The sequence below is a fragment of the Vibrio pomeroyi genome, assembly GCA_041879425.1.
In the GTDB taxonomy this organism is placed as follows: domain Bacteria; phylum Pseudomonadota; class Gammaproteobacteria; order Enterobacterales; family Vibrionaceae; genus Vibrio; species Vibrio pomeroyi_A.
Map to the genome: position 1 here is coordinate 1,288,488 of CP090855.1, position 25,723 is coordinate 1,314,210.

Annotated in this window: 23 protein-coding genes; 12 read left to right on the forward strand and 11 right to left on the reverse strand. The window is 44.8% G+C overall.

The features are described 5' to 3' along the window. The first annotated feature begins 14 nt into the window (after positions 1–14). Positions 15–608, forward strand: coding sequence for a TetR/AcrR family transcriptional regulator (locus tag L0992_21665; GenBank protein XGB69009.1), 594 nt, complete (start codon positions 15–17; stop codon positions 606–608). Positions 609–828: 220 nt separating this feature from the next. Then, the gene (locus L0992_21670) at positions 829–1,677 is read left to right on the forward strand and encodes an alpha/beta hydrolase (protein XGB69010.1); all 849 of its coding nucleotides are present in this window, start codon (positions 829–831) and stop codon (positions 1,675–1,677) included. Positions 1,678–1,789: 112 nt separating this feature from the next. Here L0992_21670 and L0992_21675 read toward each other — a convergent pair whose 3' ends face one another. Next, on the reverse strand, positions 1,790–4,330 hold the full coding sequence (locus tag L0992_21675) for a glycosyl hydrolase family 18 protein (GenBank protein XGB69011.1): 2,541 nt from the start codon (positions 4,328–4,330) through the stop codon (positions 1,790–1,792). 401 nt (positions 4,331–4,731) lie between these two features. Then, complete coding sequence (locus tag L0992_21680; GenBank protein ID XGB69012.1) at positions 4,732–5,196, reverse strand: DUF2850 domain-containing protein; 465 nt, start codon at positions 5,194–5,196, stop codon at positions 4,732–4,734. 307 nt (positions 5,197–5,503) lie between these two features. Here L0992_21680 and L0992_21685 point away from each other — a divergent pair, with 307 nt between their 5' ends. Next, positions 5,504–5,785: a pyrimidine/purine nucleoside phosphorylase gene (locus tag L0992_21685; GenBank protein ID XGB69013.1), complete on the forward strand. Its 282-nt coding sequence runs from the start codon at positions 5,504–5,506 to the stop codon at positions 5,783–5,785. 186 nt (positions 5,786–5,971) lie between these two features. Here the strand turns inward: L0992_21685 and L0992_21690 are convergent, their stop codons facing one another. After that, on the reverse strand, positions 5,972–6,838 hold the full coding sequence (locus L0992_21690) for a pirin family protein (protein XGB69014.1): 867 nt from the start codon (positions 6,836–6,838) through the stop codon (positions 5,972–5,974). Between the two features lie 157 nt (positions 6,839–6,995). Here L0992_21690 and L0992_21695 point away from each other — a divergent pair, with 157 nt between their 5' ends. Beyond that, positions 6,996–7,277, forward strand: a complete 282-nt coding sequence (locus L0992_21695; GenBank protein XGB69015.1) for a hypothetical protein — start codon at positions 6,996–6,998, stop codon at positions 7,275–7,277. On the opposite strand, the gene L0992_21700 is transcribed toward L0992_21695, so the two are convergent. Then, positions 7,274–8,464: a GGDEF domain-containing protein gene (locus L0992_21700; GenBank protein ID XGB70401.1), complete on the reverse strand. Its 1,191-nt coding sequence runs from the start codon at positions 8,462–8,464 to the stop codon at positions 7,274–7,276. The genes L0992_21695 and L0992_21700 overlap by 4 nt on opposite strands. A 315-nt stretch (positions 8,465–8,779) precedes the next feature. Between L0992_21700 and L0992_21705 the strand changes: the two genes are divergently transcribed. The 7 genes from L0992_21705 to manA all read left to right on the forward strand — a co-directional run bounded on the left by L0992_21705 (position 8,780) and on the right by manA (position 19,198). Continuing rightward, complete coding sequence (locus L0992_21705; protein XGB69016.1) at positions 8,780–9,118, forward strand: DUF1840 domain-containing protein; 339 nt, start codon at positions 8,780–8,782, stop codon at positions 9,116–9,118. Positions 9,119–9,407: 289 nt separating this feature from the next. Continuing rightward, positions 9,408–12,323 carry an alkaline phosphatase family protein gene (locus L0992_21710; protein ID XGB69017.1) on the forward strand — a complete coding sequence of 972 codons (2,916 nt, stop codon included), beginning with the start codon at positions 9,408–9,410 and terminating at the stop codon, positions 12,321–12,323. Positions 12,324–12,689: 366 nt separating this feature from the next. Next, a complete protein-coding gene (uhpT, locus tag L0992_21715) occupies positions 12,690–14,084 on the forward strand; it encodes a hexose-6-phosphate:phosphate antiporter (protein XGB69018.1) in 1,395 nt (464 codons plus the stop codon). 188 nt (positions 14,085–14,272) lie between these two features. Further along, positions 14,273–14,881 carry a transcriptional regulator UhpA gene (gene uhpA, locus L0992_21720; GenBank protein ID XGB69019.1) on the forward strand — a complete coding sequence of 203 codons (609 nt, stop codon included), beginning with the start codon at positions 14,273–14,275 and terminating at the stop codon, positions 14,879–14,881. A 38-nt stretch (positions 14,882–14,919) separates the two neighbouring features. Beyond that, a complete protein-coding gene (gene uhpB, locus L0992_21725; GenBank protein XGB70402.1) occupies positions 14,920–16,377 on the forward strand; it encodes a signal transduction histidine-protein kinase/phosphatase UhpB in 1,458 nt (485 codons plus the stop codon). A gap of 8 nt (positions 16,378–16,385) precedes the next feature. Next, complete coding sequence (locus tag L0992_21730) at positions 16,386–17,726, forward strand: MFS transporter (GenBank protein XGB69020.1); 1,341 nt, start codon at positions 16,386–16,388, stop codon at positions 17,724–17,726. A 266-nt stretch (positions 17,727–17,992) separates the two neighbouring features. Next, positions 17,993–19,198: a mannose-6-phosphate isomerase, class I gene (manA, locus tag L0992_21735; protein ID XGB70403.1), complete on the forward strand. Its 1,206-nt coding sequence runs from the start codon at positions 17,993–17,995 to the stop codon at positions 19,196–19,198. On the opposite strand, the gene L0992_21740 is transcribed toward manA, so the two are convergent. From L0992_21740 to L0992_21760, 5 genes are all read right to left on the reverse strand, one after another. Beyond that, positions 19,195–19,671, reverse strand: a complete 477-nt coding sequence (locus L0992_21740; protein ID XGB69021.1) for a GNAT family N-acetyltransferase — start codon at positions 19,669–19,671, stop codon at positions 19,195–19,197. The genes manA and L0992_21740 overlap by 4 nt on opposite strands. A 123-nt stretch (positions 19,672–19,794) precedes the next feature. After that, positions 19,795–20,052, reverse strand: coding sequence for a YdcH family protein (locus L0992_21745; GenBank protein XGB69022.1), 258 nt, complete (start codon positions 20,050–20,052; stop codon positions 19,795–19,797). A 191-nt stretch (positions 20,053–20,243) separates the two neighbouring features. After that, positions 20,244–21,233, reverse strand: a complete 990-nt coding sequence (locus tag L0992_21750; GenBank protein XGB69023.1) for a rhodanese-related sulfurtransferase — start codon at positions 21,231–21,233, stop codon at positions 20,244–20,246. A gap of 264 nt (positions 21,234–21,497) precedes the next feature. Then, complete coding sequence (locus tag L0992_21755) at positions 21,498–22,412, reverse strand: GNAT family N-acetyltransferase (GenBank protein XGB69024.1); 915 nt, start codon at positions 22,410–22,412, stop codon at positions 21,498–21,500. A gap of 94 nt (positions 22,413–22,506) precedes the next feature. Beyond that, positions 22,507–22,749 (reverse strand): DUF2798 domain-containing protein, encoded by a 243-nt coding sequence (locus tag L0992_21760; GenBank protein ID XGB69025.1) that lies wholly within the window; start codon positions 22,747–22,749, stop codon positions 22,507–22,509. A 90-nt stretch (positions 22,750–22,839) separates the two neighbouring features. On the opposite strand from L0992_21760, the gene L0992_21765 reads away from it, so the two are divergent. Further along, positions 22,840–23,763, forward strand: coding sequence for a LysR family transcriptional regulator (locus L0992_21765; GenBank protein XGB69026.1), 924 nt, complete (start codon positions 22,840–22,842; stop codon positions 23,761–23,763). 45 nt (positions 23,764–23,808) lie between these two features. Here the strand turns inward: L0992_21765 and L0992_21770 are convergent, their stop codons facing one another. Next, positions 23,809–24,324 carry a hypothetical protein gene (locus L0992_21770; protein XGB69027.1) on the reverse strand — a complete coding sequence of 172 codons (516 nt, stop codon included), beginning with the start codon at positions 24,322–24,324 and terminating at the stop codon, positions 23,809–23,811. 208 nt (positions 24,325–24,532) lie between these two features. Next, positions 24,533–25,681, reverse strand: coding sequence for a PLP-dependent aminotransferase family protein (locus L0992_21775; GenBank protein XGB69028.1), 1,149 nt, complete (start codon positions 25,679–25,681; stop codon positions 24,533–24,535). Between the last annotated feature and the right edge of the window lie 42 nt (positions 25,682–25,723).

Below are 25,723 nucleotides of genomic sequence, written 5' to 3' on the forward strand. Positions count from 1 at the left end.
ATTATTGGTGAATAATGAGCAAGGGAAAGATAACCAAAGAGTATATTTTGAGCCATGCATTCGCACTTGCGAGTGAGAATGGGCTTGAGAGCCTGACGATTGGCGAGTTAGCCAAGCAGTGTGGCATGTCTAAGAGTGGCTTGTTTGCGCACTTCAACTCTAAAGAGAACCTGCAGCTCTCTGTACTCGAATATTCCAACGCCATATTCACTGAAAGAGTCATCATTCCTGCGCGGGAGCTCGGTGATGGTGATATTGAAGCGAAATTGAAGCAGTTGCTCGATAACTGGCTGGGTTGGAACCATTCGTTCCAAGGTAGCTGCATGTTTATCGATGCTTGGAAAGATGCAGGCAGTGAAACGTCTGTGATTCAGGAAGCGCTGCAAAAAACCATTTCGGTTTGGATTGATTACTTGACGATTCAGGTAGCAAAAGCGGTTGAGAGCAAGCAGTTCAGATCCGACTTAGATCCGAAACAGGCAACCTTCGAGTTATACGGTCTCTACCTGAGTGCAAACTTGTTCTATTCATTGCGAGGGCAGGAAGCGAGCCACACGCATTTTTGGAGTGGTGTAGAGCGCTTAATCGCCAGCTGGAAAGCGGTTTAACGAGTAAGCCGCTTAGCTCGCAAAACATTTAGCTCTCAAAACATAGAGTTTGCAAAGCATGTGAGCTTTGCTGATGTAAGGTCTAACAATTTTAAGAGAAGTGGCGGCAAGCAGCTAAACATAGCTTTGCCCCATTTTTTATACCAATAAATAGCACGGTCGTTCGATTTTTAGGGCCGAGCTCGATCCGCCAGTCAAGATGGCGATACAAGGAACGGTCATGAGTGACAAAATCTATTTTAATACATCGAACAAATTCAGCTTCAAGCGCAGCCTGATTGGTGCAACAACCAACCTGCATTACATTCTCGCGCCGAGCCATGCAAAGAAAACAGCGCGTAAGTTATTGCTTACTCCAATGCGAACTGAGCAAAAAAATGCTGATCCACAAGGGCTGATCAAGAGTGAAATCAAAGGCCGTGATGGTGTTTTAAAAACGTACTCTTTGGGTACAGGTCCAGTTTGGGTGCTGACTCATGGTTGGTCTGGCACTGCGAGTCAGTTCTTTCCTTTGATGGAACATATCGCAGCGAAAGGCTTTACGGCTCTGGCTTACGATCACCCAGCTCATGGTGGCAGTGATGGTGTGCATGGTCATATTCCTGCATTTGTGAATGGCTTGGAAGCGATTCTAGACTCAGTTGGTGAAGTGGCAGGCTTGGTAGGTCACAGCATGGGGACGGCTTCTGCGTTGGAATGTAAGCACATTAAATTGGAAAACAAGCCACTGTTGTTGATCGCTCCAGTACTGGATTACCTCGAAAACCTATTTGGCAGCGTGGCTCGTTCTGGTTACTCAATGAAGTTGTTTGAGGCGGTCGTCGGTGAAGTTGAAGAGCAATTTAACTACCCAATTCAGTCTGTTGATCCTTATGGAAAGCTGGCGCTTCGTGAGTCTCAAACGATCATTGTTCATGATGAGAAAGACAAATTCACTAAGTTTGATGTGTCTCAACGTGCTGCGAATGAAATGGAACGGGTTACTTTGATTGCCACTCAAGGCCAAGGCCACGGGCGAGTGATGAAGTGCCCTCAAGTGTTCGAGAGCTTTGATAACTTAATTGGTTAAGTTGCACTAACCAAATAAATAGAACGCAGGTTAAGACAACAAACACTAAAAAGGCCAACCAGATATTCTCTGGTTGGCCTTTGCTTTTAGTTGGCTTTAGCTAATCTTGTCCTTAGTTAGCACAGCTTGCTGGGCCGATCTCTTTCCACACGCCCCATTGGCCTGTCGTTGTTGGATCTTCACCAGTTGTCCACCATTTCGCTTCCCAAACCTTACCGCCTTGAGTCACTTGGTCACCACCAGTGTAGACTGCACTTGAATCCCAAGCGTTAGTACACGTGCCACCGCCTGTGGTTTTCTTGAGGACTTTCACTGAAGTAGCCGCGACTGATGTATCGGTACCATCACTCACTGTCACAGAGAAGTTCAATTCCGTATCTTGCGTGTATTCAGCAGCGACAAAGCTTACTGAAGCGCCTTGTACTGTTGCGTTGATACCTGCTGGTACATCCCAAGTGAAGGTTAATGTGTCTTGATCAGCATCGCTAGACGCTGACGCATCAACCACAACAACATCACCCGCATTGACTTTAGCCGGAGCCGTAACCACTGCAACTGGCGCTGTGTTGACTGGGCCTGTGTCTTTAGGGTTTACCGTGACAACAACTGTGTCTGTTGACGTTGCGCCTTCGTTGTCTGTTACGGTTAGGCTGAATGTTAGAGTCTCTTGTTGTGCGACTTCCACAACATCGAAGCTTGCGACAGCTGCATTAGCATTAGCCAGTGTTACGGCAGTTCCGCTCACTTGTGACCAAACGTAACTAGCGATTGTGCCGTCGCTGTCTTTTGAAGCACTGCCATCCAGAGAAACAGAAGCTGGGCCTTCAACGGATTGATCGGCACCTGCTGCTGCAGTTGGTTTGCGGTTTACAGGATCGGTGGTGCCACCTGCTAGGCCTTCATGCATTGCATTCAGGATATCGCCGTTGTCTGCATCAATTTCCCAAGAGAATAGACCTGCAAGACCAAGGCTACGAACGTATGCGCCTTTTGCTTTTACAGAGCGGTCATCATCAAATGTGATTAGCTGACCTGAAGTGCGGTTCCAAACGTAAGGCGCTTCTGCCATTTCGTCGTAACCGTATTCGAAGCCATTGATGCCTTGGTTGTTAGCGCCAAGCATGTTCGCCTTAATGCCTTTGTAGTCGATAACGCCATCTTCCCAGACACCTTGTGCAGAGCTGCCTTTCAGTTTGCCGTTACCAACCCCTGTCATAGGGTCGTTAGGATCTGAAAGTGATGATGGTAATACGCCTTCCCAGCCACGACCGTACATCGCTGTACCAACAACAAGTTTGTTGGCTGGAACACCTTGCTCAAGAAGCAGTTGGATGCCGTTGTCTGTGGTGTAAGCAGGGCCTGTGTATGGTTCGCCGTTTTCATCAAGGCCTGTGCCATCACATTGACCAGGGCGCATGAAGTTACCGCAGTTTAATGCTGTTTGATGACCCAATACGTTATTCCAACCGCCGTAGAAGTCGTAAGTCATTGCGAAGATGTAATCCATGTATTGGATAGCATCGCCGTAGTCCACGTCTTCAATTTTATCGTGACCAACACCGATCGCTGATGTGAGTTCGTAAGTACGACCATTTTCAGCTTCTAGCTCATCTAGCATCACACGTAGTTCTGCCATTAGTGCAATGTAAGCCGGGCCATCATTTACTGGGTCACCTAGATCTGGTGCAGCACCGCCGCCACCAGGGAATTCCCAGTCGATATCCACACCGTCGTAGAATTTCCATGTGTTAAGGAATTTCTTAACCGATGCGACAAAGGTGTCACGGTTTGCTTTGGTTGTGAAATCGAAGAATGGGTCAGACAGTGTCCAACCACCAATCGATGGGATGATCTTCAAATCAGGATTACGCTGTTTGAGCGCCATCATCATCGCGTAGTTACCCTTGATCGGTGAGCTGTATTCGTGCCCCGCTTGAGGGAAGCTCTTCTGGAAAGCAGCCCATGGGTCATGAATCACTACTTCGTAATCATTAACACCCTGACAAGCTGTCATTAGGGCGTTGTAGCTGTTTCCACCTACCGATTTTACTGATTCGTTAGGACCACAAATTGGGATGAAGCCGTAAAGGATGTGGGTCAAGTTATCAGCAGGTAGGTTATCTACCGTGTAGTCACGACCATAAATACCCCACTCAACAAAGTAAGTACCGACTACGGTGTTTGGATCTGTGTTGTATGACTTGTTGTTTGGATCCACATTCATCGCAAGTGGCGCTAAGTGTGCGCCATCGGTATCGGCAATCGTGATTTTAGCGGGTGCGCTTTTGCTACAACCTGTTTCGTCACACGCTTCAATTTCCATATCGAATAAGCCACCTTGGCCGTATTCGAATGAAGCCGTGGTTTGGCTGCCAGTGATTGGGCCTGTGGCGACTTTAACGCCATCAAAGTAGATGTTGTACGTGTTTCCTGACGTTCCGCTCCATTGGTTGAACTTAACGTCGACTTTTGCTTTGTCGTGATATTTAACCATCTGGTTATAGCCAGAGGTGGTTTCCATCGCGAGTTCGATTTTTGAAAATTGTAGGTTGTTGGAACCGTACATGTCGATGCTAGGTGCTGTCGGAGCAGCTAACGCTGTACCAGATAGCGCTAGAGCAATGCTTGCAGCACAGGTATTTATACGAATCATACTATTTCTCTCATTCCTTGAAGGTTACGAGAACCAAATGGCCCCATAAGCGGCTCCAGTCAGTTTTGAAGGAGCTTCCTCGTCAGTATTCGAGAGAGTTTTAATTTCATAACTGAAAATAAATCCGTTTTCGATGGACAACTAAAAAATTGTATCTTGTTACAATTTTGTTGCTTAATGAGTGAGAGGCTGAGTCCATGTTTTATAAAATAAAACAACATTCAGTAGGAAAATCTCATAAGTGAAATTACACGACATGAAGTTATGTAAAGGTGCGACAAACTATATGAAAATATCGCAGATTTGAAGCGGCATCACAAAGCATTGAACTTTAGGTAAGGTATTTAAAGGGTGTTGAGAACGTGCTTAAAGCGTATCGAGAGCTCTTAGGGGAGCGATGGCTATCTTTTGAATTGCTCTGCCAGTGAAGCGCGTCGTTGCTGCATGATGCTGTGAGTGTCACCGGTTGCGGTATCTTCATAACCTTCTTTGATGAACTGCTGAGAGGGTGTACTAGGCACCAATCGCTTTAAACGAGGAGAGTCGTAGGTACCGCTGATGGTGTAAACCGTCGGTCCAGAACCTGTATTGATCGTGACAACCTTGCCATCAAAATCAAACGAAGTACTGATGAAGCGATGGTTCATCATCACGCCATTGTCTGAAAGCGTCAGAATATCGGTTTTGTAAGGGGGAGCACCAATTTCTATCCATGTGCCATGGACTTTGCTTGGACTGACAGATTGCTGGTGGGCTTGATAAGCAAAATAGCCTGCGGTGAGGGCAATCATAAAACCAGCTAATAGGAAGCCGTAAAGTAGCGAGTTGGCAAATAGATCTCTGCTTTTAGTGGGCTTTTTTGCCATTATCTCTTCATTTCCTCACATGTACCGTTCTTAAGTCTATAAATTAAAATCTTAGTTTGCAAAGATTGTTATAAGAGTTAGAAGCAGGATCGAATGTTCTAGATAAATGGGTTGCTTTGGATAATTTTCAGTTTTCCTTGTGGTATTTGTTCAATCAATGCATCTCAATTGTCGAAATGCTTAAGCTATGCGTATTTATTTCTTGTGAGAAAGCCGTGAATTGGTTAAAACAATTATCACCTAAATTTACGCATAGGCTTATTCGTTGAGCCCAATAACTGCAATTTGAAGATAACAAGGAAGTACAATGATTAAAGAAAACACATACTTTGAAGGTGGCGTTAAGTCGCTAGCGTTTAACCAATCTGGCGCTGATGTGAGTGTTGGTGTGATGGCGACGGGCGAATACACATTCGGTACTGCTGCTCCTGAAAAGATGACAGTGGTTAAAGGCGCTCTAATTGTAAAACGTGTTGGCGATGAGGATTGGACGACATACCAATCTGGTGAGTCTTTTGACGTTGCGGGCGATTCTTCTTTCGACTTGCAAGTAAAAGAAGCAACGGCTTACTTGTGTGAGTACCTATAAGAAGCCTGATATTAGCTTCTGTTCAATAAGAAAAAACCACGCTCTAGGAGCGTGGTTAAATAAGTGATAGTAACCGGCAGTGGATAGTGTCACTTGTTTTTACAGTCATCAAATGGACGACCAAAATTCGTTGTTCAATCTCTTCAGTACTCTTTTCAAAGCTCACCAAAGCTCAAAGCACGAGCATTAGTAAGTCTTAAAAACGCCGCTGTTGTAGTCCTGAATAGTCTGTTCAATCTCTTTCATCGAGTTCATGACGAACGGACCATAATGCACAACAGGCTCATCAATCGGTTGGCCAGCAAAAATCAACACACCTGAATCTTCTAAGCTACTCAAAGAAAGTAGTTCAGCTTTGGTCAGTAACGCAAGTTGACCTTGGTTGATGACTTTACCATCGATCTGAATGCTGCCTCTGTACACGTAAGTCATGGCATTATGAGCAGCCTCAGTGCCCAAGGAAACTTCTTGGCCTGAACGAGCTCGCCAGTCCGCGACGCTTAATGGCACACCTGTCTTTTGTAGTGGACCTTGTGCTCGCAATGTTTCTGAGTCAGCTTGGTTACGTAGCTCAAACCCACCGGCAATTACGCGTAACAAACCGCCTTGTTCACTTTGATGCTCAGTAATAGTTTCACTTTGGAAGTCATGGTACTGCGCAGGCTGCATTTTGTGTGTTGATGGTTGGTTTATCCAAATCTGAAAGCCGTGCAGCGCACCTTCTTCCATCATTGGCATCTCACTGTGAATGACACCACGACCTGCAGCCATCCATTGTGCACCGCCGCTGCGAAGCTCTCCGACATTGCCCATGTGGTCTTTGTGCTGGAAGTGACCTTGGAGCATGTAAGTGAGTGTCTCTATTCCACGGTGAGGATGAGGAGGAAAGCCGCCAACATAGTCTTTGCTTTCATCCGATTTGAGTTCATCAATCATCAAAAATGGAGAGAAACGCGCGTTATTGAAACCAGCGACTCTTTGGATTTTGACGCCATCACCATCTGAGGTGGCATGAGCTGAGATTACATGCTCTATGGTTCTTACATTCGACATATTGAAACCCTCGTAAACTTGAATAGGGCTAGTTTATGGAATTTGATTTGAAAAGAAGATGGCACAACGTTGAGTGACTTATTCGAAAATCTTGAACAGGTAACAATATGAAATTAAGTCTATACTCAATATAGATAAGATCGCCAAGGAGGCCGCTATGGCAGTACAACAAAAACATGGCGAAAGGCACGGTCGAATGGGCTTCGATAATGATTTTACAACGGAGCAAGGTCAGCGTTTTACTGAAGTCGCGAATAACGCCGTTAAGCGACGGGGAAAAAAGCGTGAGGTGGAAGCGGCTTTTATGCATTCGGCGAAACAAGTCGCCTTTAAGCCAGTAGCTAGATCCAAGCGTATTAACCCAGACCGTACTCGACAAGTTGTATGGATTATTGTGATTGGTCTAGTAAGCCTTTGGGTTATGTATATGGCAGGTTAACGTTGACGTGTTTTTAACAGCGTTACATTGTTCCCTTCCACTTTCGTTTCAAGACACTCTTCAAGTTCAGAAGAATCCAATTCTGAGCAAGGCAGATTCGTCGGTAATTCTTCTATCAATGTCGATACTGGGTTGTCGTGATAATAAGCATATCGGTTCTTCCCAGAATGCTTGGCCACGTACATGGCTTTGTCGGCACATCTTGTTAACTCATGCAATTCTGTCGCATCTTGTGGGTACAAAGACACACCAACACTGAGTGTCAGTTCTTTGATTCTTTCGTTTGTTTGGCAACCGCTCTCAAATAACCCACATATTCTATCGAGAATACCGTCGAGGTCTTTTCGAGTTGGAATATCGTAGAGCATTAGAACGAACTCATCCCCGGCAAAGCGCGCAATTGAATAATCGTATTCGTGACTCTTTCTATCTCGGGTTCGAATGTTGTTGCTCAAGCGATTGGCAAAATGTTGTAAGACGCTGTCGCCCACATCGTGCCCATAGCTGTCGTTAATGGCTTTAAAGTCATCGATGTCTAGAAAGACCAGTGCGGTAAGTGACCGCTTACTATCGACTGTCGCAAGTTTCTCTACAGCCCAGCGTTCAAAGCTCCAACGGTTTGCTAATCCTGTCAGTTGGTCTCGGTAGGCTAAATCTTCAATGCCTTCTTTGTACAAACGCTGAATATAGCTCACTGCTTTTGTGTAGTAATAAGCTGAGGTATGACAAACCAAACTCATGGTAAATAGGCTGAGAACGAAGCGATGAGTGCTATTAAAAGGCAGAGAGAAGTTGTTAGGCAACGCGGTAATCAGCGTACTGATAAATAGGCAAAACGAGGTGCTAAAGATGATGCCTATTCGGAAGTCGTTGATAAAAATCACCGCCGCCAAAATAGGGTAGAGCCAAAGGGTTCGATCGGGAATGGCGTGGCTGTACAAGAATAGAATCACACCCTGAACGAGCAGTACACCACTTAGAATCAGCTCCGAGTAGTCAGGGTTGATAACCTTTCTGACGTAAAAGGCATTCGAGATAGCGATAATCGCAAAACACAGTTCAAAAACCGACAAAGTGTAATGCTGGCCCTGAAAATAAGCCCACGTGTAGAAAATGAATAGTGCCGCGGCAGTCAGTGAAAAGGAGTAGACAATTTTCTGTTTTCGGGTGGATCGAATGTCCGCCATTTCTTCTAGGTGCCTACCGACCAGCCTGTTCATGTGATTTGTGCCACTAATTTTGATGATTGTATTAATAGTAGATTAAATAACAAGCTACGCAGAGACTTAGATACCTATTTAGTGTGACTACTATCAAGGTTTCATATGAAAGACTGATTAAGACATTATTAATAGTGATGTATATCACCGACGGTGCAGATTTCTTTTAGGAAGCAGTCGCCAACGAGCAGGTCGATGGCCGTTCTTTGATGATTATGTACTTGCTTTCCAATGATTTACTCAACATAGTTTGTAGACAATCGAATTTGATAGAGGCTCATTATGTTAATTACGTTTAGTTGCAAGGCTCACGCTAGCGTCACCATGTTTGGCGAGATCGGTCTTCAGTTCATCAAAATGCTTGGACATAGTGGCACTATCCCTGGTGCCATTGATGCTTCAGAGGTGCCTCAAGCTTTGAATAATTTACGTGCTGCGCTTGAGGTCGAACAAAAGCAACCCATAGAACAAAACGATGCTGATGACGATAACGAAGATGAAGTTGTAGAAGCGCCAGTGAACATCGGTAGCCGTGCATTTCCGTTGGTAGAGTTGCTAAAAGCAGCCATCAAAGAAGAGTGTGAAGTGATGTGGGAAGACGGCAGCGGTAAGCGTTTGTGAGGTTTTTATCCTTATTCATTGCAGCGAAGCTTTAGTAAACGAGTTCATAAATTTGGCCTTAAAATGTGTACAAATAAAGAGCATCGGACTTTATCAATACAATGTCAGGAGATAATTATGAACAGTGTTTTATTTGTTGCGAAGTGTTTCAAATATTACGGGCAGAGTCATATCTTGCGATGAAAATTCAAAGACTTTTATAGGCATAACTACACATACTTTCAGTAATTAAAGTAAACTGGAATAATAATTTATATTTATAAAAACACATTGAACTAAAGGACATTTGATGAGTTTCTATTCTCAAGCTCGTGGTTGTGCCAGTTTACTCAGTTCTCTTTCGCTGGCTGTTTTGTCAGCGCCCAGTCTCGCCGATATCTCGACAACGCCTGTTATTGGTGGCGTATTCAGTTCTAGTGAGGTGTTGAAAAATCAGGTGCTTTCAAACCTGAGCTACTCGGCCACACTCACTCGCGATGCGGCACTTTTTACCATCGGTGGCGCAACGTTAGATGCGTACATTCTCGCACTGCCTTTAGATACGAAAACGAAAGCACGAGTGATTGCTCAACTATCTAACCCAACTTATTCAATTCCTTTGGGCTATTTTCTCTATAGTTACTATGACCGTTATTCAGGTTTGGGCAGTGACGATGTATTCAAAGCATACCTGTCGACAGTCTATGATGAAGAGGTATTAAAAGGCTTTGAGCATAGCCTTTATTACGTCGGAGACGAGCCGGTTTCAGAGCATAAAGAGCCAGATACCTCGACTGAAGCAACGGGTCACCATGAAGGCATTCGTATCGATGAACACTTCATTGCCAATATGGTCGTTATCTACGATGCGCTGTTTGAAATTGGTGTTTGGCAAGACATGGAGACCCTCCCAGAGAGTTACACCTACTTAACCAATAGCCCTGAAGATTTAGCGATCATCGCTCAGATTCAACCGATCATTGTCGATCTAATAGGTAAAGCCGCATCCGGAATGGATGAAGGTGATATGAAATCAGCAATGCTTGCGATTGCAGAAGATGGCAAGCCTGAAAACGCTGATAAGCCGAACAATAAAGCGCAAGCCCTTACCATTACACTCATTGACTTCGTGCGCTTAAACTTACTTAAAGCCTACCGACAATTTGTGTTTAAAGAAGAGCGAGCAGAAGCGCTCGATGATTGGATGCAACAAGCATTTAGTGAAAAGCCAGAGCAGCTCATTCAATTTTTAGACTCTCAACAGAACAAGCGCTTTGCGGTTCAAGTGACTGTTGATGGTCTACAACAAGGTTTAATTGAAGGTTTAGTCGATGAGAGTACGCCTTTCATCTCGGTCGCTTATCAGAATCATAAGAATCGAGCGCAGTACAAGCCTCAAGCTGAGGAGGTGATTGAACCTGAGCATCAACAACAGGTACGGTTCATGGAAGTTCTATCTGAACAAACCTACCGCGACCCGCACTATCTACCTTTCTTCAAAAAGCTCTATCAAGAGCATCGTGACAATATTAGTCGAGTCGGCATATCTTCCACTCCGACGATCAGCGTACGTAACCTGCCAATAATTAAGACTGGCGCAAAAGTGTCGGGACAAGGTGGTACTGGCATACCCAACTTCCATTTTGTTGATAGAGAGATCGACCGAGCGTATTACTTCTTCGGTAATGATGCGTTGCAGTTGGATGTATTGATGGCAGACAACAAAGTGCAAACCATGTTTGATCGTCTTGATTACCTTAAAACGCTGAACTGCAACGCCCAATATGACTGGAATGCGCACACGACTTACGACGGCCTAGTGAATTTAGGTTTGGGAGAGTCGTTACGTGATTATGGTGAGAAACGCTGCGTTAAAGAGCTTCAAGAACGTTCTGAAGTAGAGGTGACACTGCGAGATAAGCGTGTAGCCTTGATTGAAGATATTGAGGCGTATCAGACTATTTCTGGTTTTGATTTCTTCACCAAGTATTCCAAGAAGATTCGGGTGAAGCAGGCCATCACTCAGTACGCTGAACTCGATGGAAAAGGGATGCCGGACTATACCTTGGTTTATAACCCATGGCCGGATCACTTCGCACACTTCACGGGTCCTTTTAGTGACGAGATCTTAATGCCGACCGGCGAGCTAAACCGATTGGATTATTGGATTCGTCAAATTGAAGCGACCTACCGCAGCGCTGGTGTTTACGATAAAACTCTATGGGGCATGGCGGGCGATCACGGGTTAACACCAGTGTTTTACGCGCTTAACCCTGAGAAGCAAGTATTTGAAGGCCTGCAGGCAGAGTTGGATTACCCAATAGTCGTTAAGAAAATATCATCAGACGAAGGTGAGGGGCCTAAAATTACCAATGCTCTAAGCTATCCGAGCTCGAAGGACATTGATGTTGTTGTGGCCTCGACTGCTGGTGGCAACTTTATGATGGACTTCTTTAACTCAAGCCAAGGCTGGCAGGTGCAACCTATCTATCAAGAAATCAAACAATGGACACCACTTGCAGCGCCGAAAGGTGAGAACATTGATGTGATTGCTCAGATAATGCAACGCTTGCCTGAAAGTCTCGATTACATGGTAGTAAGAGAGAGTACTTGTGACCCGCAAAGTTGTGCAGTTCGTGTGATAGGTAATCGCGACTTAAAACGAGTTGATGAATTGATTACACGCGAAGGTGACAAGCTTTTCTACGAATCTTTGGATGCCAATCGACCTCCAATTTTACTCAACACCCAAACGCTCAATCCGTATTTGGCGGCACCAAACAAGGCTGACTTTTCTCATTATTCCAAGTTAGTGGAAAAGTGCATAAACCGCGCAATCAAGGAAGATCTCACAACCTGGTGTAGCAGGACGCAGTGGACAGAGTTAACACAATTGACCCCTAGACCAGATTCTGTCAATCAATTAGCCAATATCTACCTTGAAGATAGAGCAGGTACAGTTAACCTTTTCCCGAAAGCTGGAATTGGTTATAACACCAAGGTACCGGGTCGTCATGCTGGTGAAGACTACTTAGAGAAAGATGCATTCATCGGTTTCTGGGGCACGCCAATTGGTGAAAACTCACAACCATTAAAAATCCAAGCCAATGGCTCGTTAGCACCGACGCTTTTTGAATATTTAACCGGAGAGGCTGTAGTCGAAGGTGAGAACGGTTGGGGTTATCCTTCGTTGCTCAATCATCTGGATGTTCCTAAGAACAACTAAATCGAAGTCACAATGGCTTAGGTTTTGAAACTCGAAACGGGTCTAATGTGGCTTCCATTTGCCACATTAGACTTCTACTAAACATTTCTATGAAATAGGTTTTTGGTTGCTCTGAGGGGATCGAGCATGGCTTAAATGATGGCTTATCTCCAAATCTTCCTCACGATATAACACATTTTAAACAAAGTGATGCTCTTCACGCTTTCATGATGCCTGATTCTGAACTAGGAATTTTTCTTAGTTATTCTAAGACCCTCTCTCATGCGGTCGCTTTTTAGACTCCTTATTATTTCAATTATCAAATTGCAAAGAGTGCATGGTCTGCAATATGCCGTGCAAACCTCATCAATAATAAGAGAGTTTACAATGCTAAAGTTCCTAGATCAGGTTAGAAAACCGACACTGGATCTTCCGGTCGAAACCAGAAGAAAAATGTGGTTCAAGCCCTTCCTACAATCTTACCTAGTGGTGTTCATCGGTTATCTAACCATGTATTTGATCCGTAAGAACTTCAATGTGGCGCAAAACGACATGATTTCTACTTACGGCTTGTCGATGACGGATCTTGGTCTTATCGGTTTGGGTTTCTCAATTACTTACGGTATCGGTAAGACGGTTGTTTCCTATTATGCTGACGGTAAAAACACCAAGCAGTTCCTGCCATTCATGCTTGTTCTTTCAGGTATTGCCATGTTGGGCTTCAGCTTCAGTATGGGCGGCGGCAGCGCGAGTTTATTCTTGATGGTGGCTTTCTATGCGTTGAGTGGTTTCTTCCAAAGTACGGGTGGACCTTCAAGTTACTCAACCATCACTAAATGGACACCTCGTAACAAGCGTGGTTCTTATTTAGGCCTTTGGAATATGTCACACAACGTGGGTGGTGCAGGCGCTGCTGGTGTTGCTTTGTTTGGTGCTAACTACCTATTTGATGGCAACGTGATCGGCATGTTCGTATTCCCATCAATCATCGCGATTGTGGTTGGTTTTATTGGTATGCGTTTTGGTAATGACTCTCCAGAAGCATACGGTCTAGGTACGGTTGAAGAGTTGTTTGATGAAGAAGTCAGCGAAGAAGACACGGCCGCTGAAGAAAATCAGATGACCAAGAAAGAGATCTTTGTCGAATACATCCTTAAAAACAAAGTGATCTGGCTGCTCTGCTTCGCGAATATCTTCTTATACATTGTTCGTATCGGTATCGATCAATGGTCTACCGTTTATGCGTATCAAGAGCTAGGTCTATCAAAAGAAACCGCGATTTCAGGCTTCACGCTGTTTGAGGTTGGCGCTCTGGTCGGCACGCTAATGTGGGGTTATCTATCTGACCTTGCGAACGGACGTCGTGCTTTGGTTGCTTGTGTGTCGCTTGGTTTGATTATCGTTTCTCTAGAGTTCTACCAACACGCAACGAGTGAGTTCATGTATTTAGCATCACTGTTTGTGCTGGGCTTCCTAGTGTTCGGTCCTCAGTTACTGATTGGTGTCGCTGCGGTAGGTTTCGTGCCTAAGAAAGCAATCAGCGTTGCGGATGGTGTGAAAGGCACGTTTGCTTACTTAATTGGTGATAGCTTTGCAAAACTTGGCTTAGGTATGATTGCGGACGGAACACCTATTTTCGGCTTAACAGGTTGGAAAGGAACGTTCGCTGCACTCGATACATCAGCAGCTATCTGTATCGTATTGCTATTGTTCGTTGCAGTTGCCGAAGAGAAGAAGATTCGTCACGCGAAGAAAATGCACTTAGCGGCTCAAAACGCCTAGCTTATCTGGGTACTTGTTCTCGAAAGCATAGTTTCGGGTAGATAGTCTCACGTGATTTATTGGTTTAAAGCACGTGAGATCATACCAATCGTTAATTCGATTCAGTATCATCTCTATCAATAAACTTAATTCTATATAGCTCCTAATGGGGCTATTTTTCTTTCTTACTCTTAATTTTGGTTACTATCATGATTAATGTTGCGCTTGTTGATGACCACGTTATTGTTCGATCTGGGTTTGCTCAATTACTCAGCCTTGAAGCTGATATTACGGTAGTAGGTGAATTTAACTCTGCGGCAGAAGCTCGTCTCGGATTACCAAGTTGTCATCCTGATGTGGTTATCTTGGATATTTCAATGCAGGGTGAAAGTGGCCTGAGCTTGTTAGAAGAGATACCGTCAGGCATTGCTAGCATCATGTTGAGCGTTCATGATTCTCCTGCGATGGTTGAAAAGTCATTAGAGTTAGGCGCCAAAGGTTACCTCAGCAAACGCTGCAGTCCTGATGAGTTAATCCAAGCCGTACACACGAGTGCAAACGGTGGCTGTTATCTCACACCCGATATCGCTATCAAGCTCGCGACACCAATAAAGAACAAAGCCTCTATAAATCAGCTCACCCGAAGAGAAAGTGAAGTCTGTCAGCTATTGGCAACAGGGCTCGATGTGAAATCTATCGCCGTAGAGTTGGGTGTCAGCCATAAAACGGTACATGTGCACCGCGCTAATGCGATGGATAAACTCAATGTTAAAAACAACGTTGAGTTAGCGAAACTGTTCACGCAAGAACAATACTAATGCGTTCCTATCTGGCCACCTCCATATGTGGCGTCTTCATGGCTGGCTGTGCATGGTTTTGCTTATGGGTTATTGCGTTCTATTTTATTAACGACCCTGAGTTAGCCATTCTGCTGTTCCCATTCTCGTTAAGATTGGGTATGACGCTGCACACTCGCACTCACTATTGGCCTGCCATTTATGTTGCTGAATGGGGGCTCGCGATCGCTTTGGCTCTATTACTGGATGAACCCCAATGGTTAACCATTTTAATCGCCAGCGGATTAAGCATTCCAGCTACTCTATTTGCCAAACGGTATTATTACGGTGACCAAAACCGTCACCTGTTAGTGATGGCGAGCTTAATCATGGTCACTTCACTGATTAATGTAGCCGTGGTGGGCTCTCATGTCCCAGCCGTTTACATGGTGTGGTTGGTGAGTATCACAGGTGGTTTGATGTTGGTGCCGATGTGTTATCTGGTCTGGAACTACCTATTCCAAAACAAGTGGGCGCCACTGAGCTCTTACTTAATCAACAATGTCGTTGAGTTCAAAATCCGTCACATCGCTTTATACAGCGTCTTGTTGGTCGCCAGTATTTTGATACAAACTAGCTTGCCAGATGAACTAAGGCGCTTCGCCCCGTTCTGTATGGCTATCCCTATTATCTTGCTCGCCGTTCGTTATGGATGGCAAGGCGCCTTGCTCGCTACCCTGCTAAATAGCGTCGCGTTGATTGCAGCCCACAGTGGCACGTCCAAACTCGAAATTACCGATTTACTCTTGTCTCTTTCCGCTCAGACCATCACAGGTATCTTGCTTGGTTTAGCGGTTCAAAAACAAAAAGATCTCAACGCGAAATTACGAAGCGAGCTCTCTAGGAATCAAAACCTTTCCCGTCAGTTAGTCACCGCTGAAGAATCGGTTCGTCGTGATATTGCCCGTGAGTTACATGATGAAATTGGCCAGAACATCACGGCAATTCGGACTCAAGCGAGCATTATTAAACGTGTCGATGCGGCTGAAATGAGCGTTCGCTGTGCTGGTACGATTGAATCATTGTCGTTGAATGTTTATGACACCACCAAGCGTTTGCTGACGAAGCTAAGACCAAAAATGTTGGATGACCTTGACCTGAAGGACTCCGTTGAACAGCTCATACGTGAAATGGAGTTCTCGGATCACGGTGTTGATATCCAGTTAAATTGGCAAGGTGACTACTCATGTTTGAGTGACACGCTCAAGGTTACTCTCTTCCGACTGTGCCAAGAATCTTTAAACAATGCCCACAAATATGCTGAAGCAAGTGAAATTAGAATAGAACTGATTTTAGACGATCAAGCTTATCTTCGAATTACAGACAATGGTGTTGGTTTTACAGCGCAGGATCTTCTTAAAGGAATGGGTGTTCGTGGTATGCAAGAGCGTGTTCAGGCGCTCGGTGGCAAGATGACAATCAACGCTAATGGCTCTTCTTCGGGTACCAATATCAGCGTTACATTACCTACAGTGTGAGAACGAATATGTTTGGATTTCTGCGCTCAACAACGTCAAAAAGTCATACCCTAAGCGATGATGAGGTCAATCAGAGTTATCGTTATTGGCGTCTCCACATCATGATAGGAATGTATGTAGGCTATGCTGGGTTTTATTTCACTCGTAAAACCTTTAATTATGCCGCGCCAGCAATGATCACTGATCTTGGATTGGACAAAGGCGACATCGGCTTGATTGGCACACTCTTCTATCTTTCTTATGGTTTATCGAAATTTATTTCAGGCACGATCTCCGACCGTTCAAATCCTCGTTACTTCATGGGGCTTGGCTTAATCGCGACAGGTTTGATCAATATCGCGTTTGGCTTTTCAAGTTCGTTGGCGGCTTTCATCTCACTTTGGGTGCTCAATGCATGGTTCCAAGGTTGGGGATGGCCATCGTGTTCCAAGCTATTGACGACCTGGTATTCTCGCTCCGAAAGAGGCTTTCGTTGGGCGATCTGGAATACAGCACACAACGTTGGTGGGGCACTAATTCCTATTCTTGTGGGCTACCTAACTCTTCAATTCAGTTGGCGAGCGGGGTTTATTTGGCCGGGTGTGATTGGCGTTTTTATTGGTCTCATCGTTTGTTGGCGTTTGCGTGATAAACCGACCACAATGCGGCTTCCGACGGTAGGGAAGTGGCGCAATGACCATCTAGAATTAGCGCAGGAGAGCCATGGGCAAGGGTTAAGCTATCGAGATATTTTGAAAACTTACGTGTTCAGCAACAAGTACATTTGGTTACTCGCCTTTAGTTATGTGTTGGTCTACATCGTAAGAACCGCGGTTAATGATTGGGGCAATTTATACTTAACCGAAGAGCACGATTACAGTCTGATAAACGCCAACGCTGCATTGTCTCTGTTCGAGATTGGCGGTTTCGTTGGTTCACTTGTTGCTGGATGGGGATCGGATAGGCTATTTGGTGGCAACCGTGGCCCGATGAATATTTTGTTTGCGATTGGCATCTTCCTTTCGGTATCCGCTTTATGGCTTATGCCGTTGACCAACTTTGTGTTTCAAGCTGCTGGGCTATTTTGTGTTGGTTTTTTTGTTTTTGGTCCTCAAATGCTCATCGGTATGGCTGCCGCAGAATGTTCGCACAAAGACTCGGCCGGGGCGGCGACAGGCTTTGTTGGTTTGTTTGCTTACATGGGTGCAGCTCTCTCTGGTTACCCATTAGCGCTTGTTCTAGAAACTTATGGCTGGAGTGGATTCTTTATTACCATCTCTACTTGTGCGGCAGTCATCGGGTTACTGCTACTGCCGTTCCTACAAGCTCAATCTCCTCAGAAAAGTGCAGAAGCTCGCTCTGTTTTATAAGGTACTTTTTTGTCAATAAAGTAGCTGTTTATGGTCCTATGGTTATTTGCAGCTATTTTTGTCTTCAGCGTTTCTATACGTAGTATTCAAATGTGATTCTTTTCACGCTTTTTATCTCTCTCATCCGTTTCTAAGAATTTTTCTTATTGCGTCTAAGACCTCGTCTCATGTGGGTTCCAGGCACTCTCTGTAGTCTTTCTAATTATTCATGTTATTAGAATCAGCTCTCTTGAACTGTCTTCAGAGGGCTCGCTATGGAAAAAGTCATGCCACTCAGTCACTTCTCAGAACACTCATTTTTCCCAATGGAAAACACTATCCAAAATTATGCATGGGGAAGTACCTCTTCTATACGTGAACTGTTTGGCTTCAAAAATGAGTCACAAGAACCACAAGCGGAAGTTTGGATGGGAGCACACCCAAAAGGCTGCTCAATGGTGAAGCTTGACCAACATTTAGTGCCTCTATCTGAGCTGATTAATAAGAATAAACCGGCCTACCTATCAACCGATATTGCGCAGGAGTTTGGTGAGCTACCGTTTTTATTTAAGATTTTGGCAGCAGAAAAAGCGCTGTCTGTACAAGTTCACCCAAACAAGCGACAAGCTGAGTTAGGCTTTGCGAGAGAAGAGCAAGCGAAGATCCCTCTGACAGCTGGCCACCGCAATTATAAAGACTCGAACCACAAGCCTGAATTGGTTTATGCGATTACTGAATATCAAGCGATGAATGGTTTTCGAGAGTTCGATGAAATATTAGGCCTATTCAGACAATTGAATTCTAGCGAGCTTGCTGGTTTGGTTGAAGAGTTTGGTAACAACCTTAATTCTCTAGGTTTAGAGACGTTTTTCCGCGATTTACTCACGTTAAATAACCAACGTAAGCATCAAGCATTAGATCAACTTCTGACCTACGCAGACGCTCACCAAGACCAAGCTGAATTTGCGTTGGTTACTGAGCTGAGCCATCAGTACCCGAACGATATAGGTCTGTTTTGCGTTCTGCTGCTTAACTTGATCACATTGAAGCCAGGTGAAGCGATGTATTTGAATGCGAACACTCCGCATGCTTACATTAAGGGAACTGGGCTCGAGATTATGGCAAATTCAGACAACGTGTTGCGCGCGGGTTTAACGCCGAAACACATTGATGTTGCTGAGTTGGTAGCTTGCACAGAGTTTACTCCAATTCCGTTTAACCGCTTGTTGTTAGCGCCCTCAAAGCAGGGGCAATGTGATTGCTATGCTATTCCTGTCAGCGATTTTAGTTTCAATATCTTTCATTGCCCACAGCAAGAGGAAGTCATCACAAGCGGTGCTGAAATCTTGATGGCAATAGATGATGATTTAACGCTAATGAGCCAAAATGGTGAGCATGTGACCCTTACTAAAGGGCACTCGGTATTTATTCCTGCCTACATTGGTCATTACGAACTGAGTAGTGAAGGACGAGTGGCTAGGGCTTTTAATTAAGAAAGTAGGTTGTTGTCTAGATAGAGAGCCATACCCACGAAATCCTCATCACTATCATCAGCAACCTGATAACCAAGTGCTTGATAAAATCTGATGGCGCGAGCGTTACTTCTAAAGCTAGAGAGGGTGACTTGATTTCGCTGCTCTCGAAGGGCTTTGTTGTGGATGAGTGACATAACTTCTTTACCGAACATCTTGCCTTGGTATTGAGGGTAAATGATTAAAAGGTGGATATGGTATGCATTGTCGTAAGGTTTAAAGCAGACGAGTCCGATTCTTTCCTTTTCGCGATATATCCAATGAAACCAAGAAGGTTGGTAGTCGTTTAATAGGCGGTTACGTTGAAACTCGTCATCCCAGCCAAACACATTGTCGACGTGTTCGAAAATACCTTGTTTGACGCAAGCAAATAGCTCTTCAAATTCTGAGTTTGAAACGAGTTGGAATTGTAGTTTTTCTTCCTTGACTGTCACTCTTTCCACTTCCTTATTCTGAGTTTCTCATAAGCAACCAATACCATAATCGATTGATAGACGGATTAAACGAAAAAGCCACGCGATGTGCGTGGCTCTGAAAGTCATATTTGTAGAACTCGTTTAAACGAGCTTAAGCGCGTGATGTCGAGTGAGCTGCTTGTGAAGTGAATCTTTTAGCTCCATGCGTTCTACTTTGAGGTTGTGCATGCTGTCGTCATCGATAGGGCTGCCAGAGATTTCTAGTTGGCGGATGTCGTAGTCAAGTTGGTGGTATTTTTGCATGTCTGCTTTGAATTTTTCGTCGTCGTGGTTGAGCTGAACAATGTCTAATTTAAGATCTGGGAAATCTAAGATAAAGGCATGGTTTTCATTGAGCATTGGCACTTCCTCTCTAGTCGTATTACTAACAGTATAGAAGCAATTCATCGAAAGAAATGTGGTTCAAAACACAAAGCCGTAAAGCGTTCAAAAAAGGGCGCAAACTCGAAGAATCGTCTTCGAACTTGCGCCCTTTTTATGTTTATAGCTATGAGTTACTCGTTTATAACCATAGGTCTAAAGCAGAAAGCTTACTTCGCTTTCTTACCAGAGCGTTGCTGCTCTTTGTGCGCTAGCTTCTCTTTCTTACGTTGCTCGATAAGGTGAGCAGCTTCGCCACCTACGTGGGTTTCGCCTCGGGCATTTGAAAGTTGAACTTGCTTCTCACGCTCGCGGAAACGCGCCTTCTGTTCGTCGCTGTGCTTATCAATGCACTTAGGGCAGCTTACGCCTTTCTCAAAGTGCTCAGACGCTTTGTCTTCATCAGTTATTGGCAGACGACAAGCGTTACACACATCGTAACCGCTCTTTTCTAGCTGGTGGTTAACCGCAACACGTCCATCAAATACGTAGCAGTCGCCTTCCCACATGCTCTCTTCTTCTGGCACTTCTTCTAAGTACTTAAGAATGCCGCCTTCAAGGTGGTAGACCTCATCAAAGCCTTGCTCTTTCATGTAGGCTGTTGATTTTTCGCAACGAATACCGCCAGTACAGAACATCGCGACTTTTTTGTGTTTCTTAGGGTCGAGGTTTTCTTCAACGTACTGAGGGAACTCACGGAAGGTTTCCGTATTTGGGTTTACTGCGTTTTTGAATGTGCCGATATCGACTTCGTAATCGTTACGAGTATCTACCAAGATCACATCTGGATCAGAGATAAGGTCGTTCCATTCGTTTGGCTTAACGTACGTACCGACAACGTGACGAGGGTCGATACCTTCAACGCCCATGGTTACGATCTCTTTCTTAAGCTTAACCTTGGTACGGTTGAATGGTTGTTCTTCGTTGAACGATTCTTTGTAAACGACATCAGCTAAGCGAGAGTCTTGCTTGAACCATTGAAGAAGGGCGTCGATAGATTCGCGCTTACCAGCAACAGTGCCGTTGATGCCTTCACTCGCAAGTAACAAAGTACCGCGGATTTGGTTGGCTTCTAGCAATTCTGTAAGTGGTTGGCGAATTTCTTGGTAATCATCAAGTGCTACGAATTTATACAGAGCACATACAACATATTGAGACATGGTTTTTCCTTTCTGCGAGCTGGAACGTAAATCCAGAGCGGTTGCCTATTTTGATCATAGCGGGGTAATTCAACCTAGCTTGTCATGATGGCTTATTAAAATCCGCCGCAGTATAACCAAGGCGATGTAGGACAAAAACCAACCAAATGTAGGGCTATTTAACATCTCAATAAATAGGGTTTTGATGATTAACCTCAACTGCCACGTGAAGTCCTAGGCAGGTGATTGTTTGATAGCGGGTTATGTGAGTAATAAAAGAAGAGACTACAGGTGAGCGGGCAGTGTGAATTCCTGCGCTTTTGTCGCTTCCTCAAGCTGATTGAGAGTTAAACACATGGGTGTGACTGGCATTCCATAGAAGTCGAACCTATCGCCAATAACCTCTCCGCCAAGTGCTTTTACGATGTTGACCGTGGTATCGCGTGCTTCAATATGAACTTGGTTAGTATCTTCTAGAGTTTGAACCAGCGAATAACGCGCTAAAGCTTTGCCGATCCCCAAGCCGCGGAATCGGTTGTCGACCGCAAAACGTCCCCAGTGCCATTCGCCTTCTTGCTCCCAGGCGGCTACTGCACCCAATACGTATTCACCTGATCGTGCGAGCCACCACTTTTGGTTGATATCGGCAGAAAGAGGAATGAGGTCCTTGGGAATACTTTGTTCATCCGCAAAGGTGTCTTTAATCAGTGAATCAATTTCAGCGCGATACACAGGCGAGCAAGCTTCGATCTGTATTCTGGCTTTGTTGTGAGTGGCGTTTTTGCGAAAGGCACTCAGTCTTAGTGCTCGCAGTCCATCAATCACATTTTGTGTGTCTGCTGGGTTCATCAAGTTGAGCAGTTGAGACAATTCGCTATTAGCAGATTCATCGGCTTCTTCTAGTCTCTGTAATCCTTCTTGTCTCAGAGAAAACAGCTTTTGGCGCTTATCCGTTGCGCTGGGCGAGGTCTCGATATAGAGCTTTTCGGCCAGAGAATTTAGCGTTCTGCTAAGAGATGCCTTTTCCACACTGAGCTGAATGCTGAGCTCAGAAAAGGGAGTCGGTCCGTTCTTGCGAAGATAAGTTAGAAGGTGAACTTGCGTGAGTGACAAACCTGAATTTAGGCAGTTCTTATCCAATAATCCAAGTTCGCGAACGAGATAACGTAGCTCGCTTCTTATCTGCATAACCGATGACATGTTCTCTCCATAGAAATATACGTTGATAGTATCAACAATAGTCGTAAGGACGGTTCGTTGTCAATAATGTTGATACTATCAACGAAATTTGTGGCTACTTGCTCACTGGTTCTAACAACATCTTAGTCACGAACAGTCGAACCGTTGGGGCAACCACAGCCAATAACAATAATGCGGATGGAAGCATTTGAGCGACAGCGGTTAGCCAAGCATCAAAAAATACGCCGCCTTGCGGGAGGTTTTTAGCGACCATGATGGCAGGCATGCTGAGTAGCATGGTTGGCAGTACCATAGAAACCATTAGTGGGTATTGGAATTTACGTGGAAATTTTTTCATGATGTGCTCCGATTGACTCATTGATGGCACTATTCTAATCTCGGTAGTAACAATCAAAAATAGACAGATTTGAATCTAAATCGTGCATATATGAAAGCTAAAGATATCTCCAATCTATACCTGTTTTGTCAGTCTGTTGAGTGTGGTGGTTTTGCCGCTGCGAGTTTGCAAATTCATGTGTCTGCGCCAACGTTATCAAGAGCCGTGGCTCATCTAGAAGATAAACTCGGTGAGAAGTTGGTGCACCGCAACGCTAAGCAATTCCAGTTGACGACGGCGGGTGATGAGTATTATCAACGCTTTGCTTCGCTTTTTTCTCAGCTTGACCATGAGTGGACCCAGCTATCCAATAGCCAACCTGTGTTGACCGGTGAAATTCGAGTGTCGTGCCCAGAACCATTTGCAGATTACTTTCTACAAAAGCTTGCGATTGAGTTTATGGAGATGCACCCAGAGGTGAATATCTCGATTCATTTCAGCGCAGGCACAGAACGCTTTTTTGATGAGCAGATCGATTTGGCCTTGGTGACCAGTCCTCCGCATGCCACACACCTTATCCAACGCCAGTTGTTTGAATCGCCATTGGTGTTAGCCGCTTCTCCGAGTTATATCGAGAAAAATGGTACGCCAAACAGTGCTGAAGCGTTGGTTTCACATCGCTTGTTGTCTGGAAATAACATCCCTTACTGGGATTTGAAGCGGCAAGGTAAAACCATTCGTGTGCCTTACCAACCTAAGTACTCGGTCAGTAGTTTAAGGCTCAACATTGAGGCGACCCTATTGGGGGCTGGGATATGCTTGATGCCGAAGTCGTCATTTGAGCGCTTTGCATCGCAAGATAAATTGGTGGAGGTGTTACCAGACGTGGAATGCCCGACAGGCAAAGCGTTTATGCTGTGGGCAGATAGAAAGCTGATAGCAAGCCGAGTGGTGGCGTTTAGGGATATGATCTTTGAGAGGTTTGAGAATTCTGCTGAGTTTTTGGTTTCGATTAATGAAGACAGAAACGAATAACGCCAGACTAAGCTGGCGTTAAGGTTCGAACTATTTAGATAACGTTTATTTGTTCTTGTGGTACAGATAAGCATTGAGCCAAGCTAAACCAAGGATGATCAGCGTCATCACGGGCGGTTTAGATTGCAGCGGTAGCACTTCTGCAGGCACGCTTGGCAAAAGGTGGACGTATACTGCAATCACCATGATAGCCGTAGTCAGCAGTGTTGAAGCGAGCATCGCCTTGTTATGTAATTCGGTGTTCAGCTCGCGTCCGCCAATTATAACCACTAACAGCAGCACACCTGCCGTCATTTCACCTAACTGACCTGCCCAACGAGAAAGTGTTGGGAAGGGCAGTTCACTCAGCGCAATCTGCTTCGCAAACATGGTCGTGAACGGGTCAAAGAACTTTACGGTGCCTGCCATCAACAGGAATGCGCCCAGCAAGCCAGTCAGAATTTTTTGTGCTTTCAGAGACAGCGCGTCACTTGAGTTATATGAGCGAAATAGGAAAAAGCCGGTGATTAAAAACATCGACCCGATTAACGTAAGCTCAAGAATCAGTTGTTGTGTACTCATAGTCATAACCTTATCAGTGATAAGTGGTGTAGTCGTTTGATGTGCTTATCTTATGCAGGTTCTTAGCATTCAAAAATAGACAATGTTGAACGTAATTGATGCATATTTGAAAGATTGAAAAATTAAGCTGTGAAGGTGCCAAACAAAAAGGCCCTGCTGTAAAAATACAGCAGGGCCTTGGTGTTAATCTGTCTGACTTAATCAGCGACTACGCTTGGTTAAGTACTTCCGCCAAGCGTTTCACCGCTTCGGTCAGCTCTTCTGGGTTGGCGTTAGTGAAGTTTAAACGCAGTGCGGCTTTTGCTTCATCAGCCTTTGGATAGAATACTGGGCTTGGTACAACCGCCACACCATTAGAGAGTAGAGTTTTAGCCAGTTCAAAGGTGTCACACTCTGGGATTTCTACCCAAATGAACATCCCGCCGTCTACTGCTTTTAGTACACAGTCTGCAGGTAGTTGTTTCTCTAGTTCTGAAAACAGCACTTCATAACGAGACTTGTACAGCGTGCGAATGTTTTCCATATGCAGGTTGAAATCTTCATGCTTGAGAAGACCAACAAGCAGTGCTTGCATAGGAACGCTTGAGTGTAAATCCGCGCCTTGCTTCACTTTAATCAGTGGCTCAAGGTAGCTGCGTTTACCTGTCACCGCGCCAATACGTAAGCCTGGCGATGCAATTTTAGAGAATGAACGAAGAACGATAGAGTTGTCTGGGCAGAAAGATGAAACCAACGGTAACTCTGTGCCTGTAAAGCGTAGCTCGCGGTAAGGTGCATCTTCAATGAATGCCACGTTGTATTTGATACACAGCTCAGCCACTTTCTGGCGAGTTTCTGTTGCCCAGCACACACCTGTTGGGTTATGGAAATCTGGTACGGCGTAGAACATTTTCGGTGATTGCTCTGCAAAGCACGTCTCTAGTTCATCTAGGTTTGGGCCAAATTCTGTTTGAGACACAGTCACAATGTTTGCTTGAACTAAGCCAAACACTTGCATCGCACCCAAGTAGCTTGGCGCTTCCATCACAACCACATCATTCGGATCAACATACGCTCGTGCAATCAAATCCAAACCTTGCTGAGAACCGGTACAGATCATTGCTGTGTGAGTCTCTGGCAGTTGGTAGCTTTGCGTAAGGTGATCAAGCAACGGGCCGTAACCGGCAGTCGAACCGTATTGGAAAACTTCAGGCATGTTCGCTAGGTTTTCTAGCGTTGGCTTCATCAAATCGATAGGAAATGTTTTCTCATCCGGTAAACCACCGGCTAATGAAATGACATTTGGATCGCTTGCGGCTGCGAGGATCTCTCGAATGTATGAAGATTGAATCTGTTGTAATGACTGTGCGATTTCCATGTGTTGTGTCTCGTCGTTTTTCGTTTTTATTCTATCGCTTGA

Excerpts from the sequence above, each read along its gene's own strand:
- L0992_21750 (XGB69023.1), bottom strand. The coding sequence starts at position 21,233 with ATGTCTCAATATGTTGTATGTGCTCTGTATAAATTCGTAGCACTTGAT.
- L0992_21745 (XGB69022.1), bottom strand. The coding sequence starts at position 20,052 with ATGCTCAATGAAAACCATGCCTTTATCTTAGATTTCCCAGATCTTAAA.
- L0992_21705 (XGB69016.1), top strand. The coding sequence starts at position 8,780 with ATGTTAATTACGTTTAGTTGCAAGGCTCACGCTAGCGTCACCATGTTT.
- L0992_21670 (XGB69010.1), top strand. The coding sequence starts at position 829 with ATGAGTGACAAAATCTATTTTAATACATCGAACAAATTCAGCTTCAAG.
- L0992_21695 (XGB69015.1), top strand. The coding sequence starts at position 6,996 with ATGGCAGTACAACAAAAACATGGCGAAAGGCACGGTCGAATGGGCTTC.
- manA (XGB70403.1), top strand. The coding sequence starts at position 17,993 with ATGCCACTCAGTCACTTCTCAGAACACTCATTTTTCCCAATGGAAAAC.
- L0992_21760 (XGB69025.1), bottom strand. The coding sequence starts at position 22,749 with ATGAAAAAATTTCCACGTAAATTCCAATACCCACTAATGGTTTCTATG.
- L0992_21665 (XGB69009.1), top strand. The coding sequence starts at position 15 with ATGAGCAAGGGAAAGATAACCAAAGAGTATATTTTGAGCCATGCATTC.
- uhpA (XGB69019.1), top strand. The coding sequence starts at position 14,273 with ATGATTAATGTTGCGCTTGTTGATGACCACGTTATTGTTCGATCTGGG.
- L0992_21700 (XGB70401.1), bottom strand. The coding sequence starts at position 8,464 with ATGGCGGACATTCGATCCACCCGAAAACAGAAAATTGTCTACTCCTTT.
- uhpT (XGB69018.1), top strand. The coding sequence starts at position 12,690 with ATGCTAAAGTTCCTAGATCAGGTTAGAAAACCGACACTGGATCTTCCG.
- L0992_21690 (XGB69014.1), bottom strand. The coding sequence starts at position 6,838 with ATGTCGAATGTAAGAACCATAGAGCATGTAATCTCAGCTCATGCCACC.
- L0992_21730 (XGB69020.1), top strand. The coding sequence starts at position 16,386 with ATGTTTGGATTTCTGCGCTCAACAACGTCAAAAAGTCATACCCTAAGC.
- L0992_21685 (XGB69013.1), top strand. The coding sequence starts at position 5,504 with ATGATTAAAGAAAACACATACTTTGAAGGTGGCGTTAAGTCGCTAGCG.
- L0992_21710 (XGB69017.1), top strand. The coding sequence starts at position 9,408 with ATGAGTTTCTATTCTCAAGCTCGTGGTTGTGCCAGTTTACTCAGTTCT.
- L0992_21770 (XGB69027.1), bottom strand. The coding sequence starts at position 24,324 with ATGAGTACACAACAACTGATTCTTGAGCTTACGTTAATCGGGTCGATG.
- uhpB (XGB70402.1), top strand. The coding sequence starts at position 14,920 with ATGGCTGGCTGTGCATGGTTTTGCTTATGGGTTATTGCGTTCTATTTT.
- L0992_21675 (XGB69011.1), bottom strand. The coding sequence starts at position 4,330 with ATGATTCGTATAAATACCTGTGCTGCAAGCATTGCTCTAGCGCTATCT.
- L0992_21680 (XGB69012.1), bottom strand. The coding sequence starts at position 5,196 with ATGGCAAAAAAGCCCACTAAAAGCAGAGATCTATTTGCCAACTCGCTA.
- L0992_21755 (XGB69024.1), bottom strand. The coding sequence starts at position 22,412 with ATGTCATCGGTTATGCAGATAAGAAGCGAGCTACGTTATCTCGTTCGC.
- L0992_21765 (XGB69026.1), top strand. The coding sequence starts at position 22,840 with ATGAAAGCTAAAGATATCTCCAATCTATACCTGTTTTGTCAGTCTGTT.
- L0992_21775 (XGB69028.1), bottom strand. The coding sequence starts at position 25,681 with ATGGAAATCGCACAGTCATTACAACAGATTCAATCTTCATACATTCGA.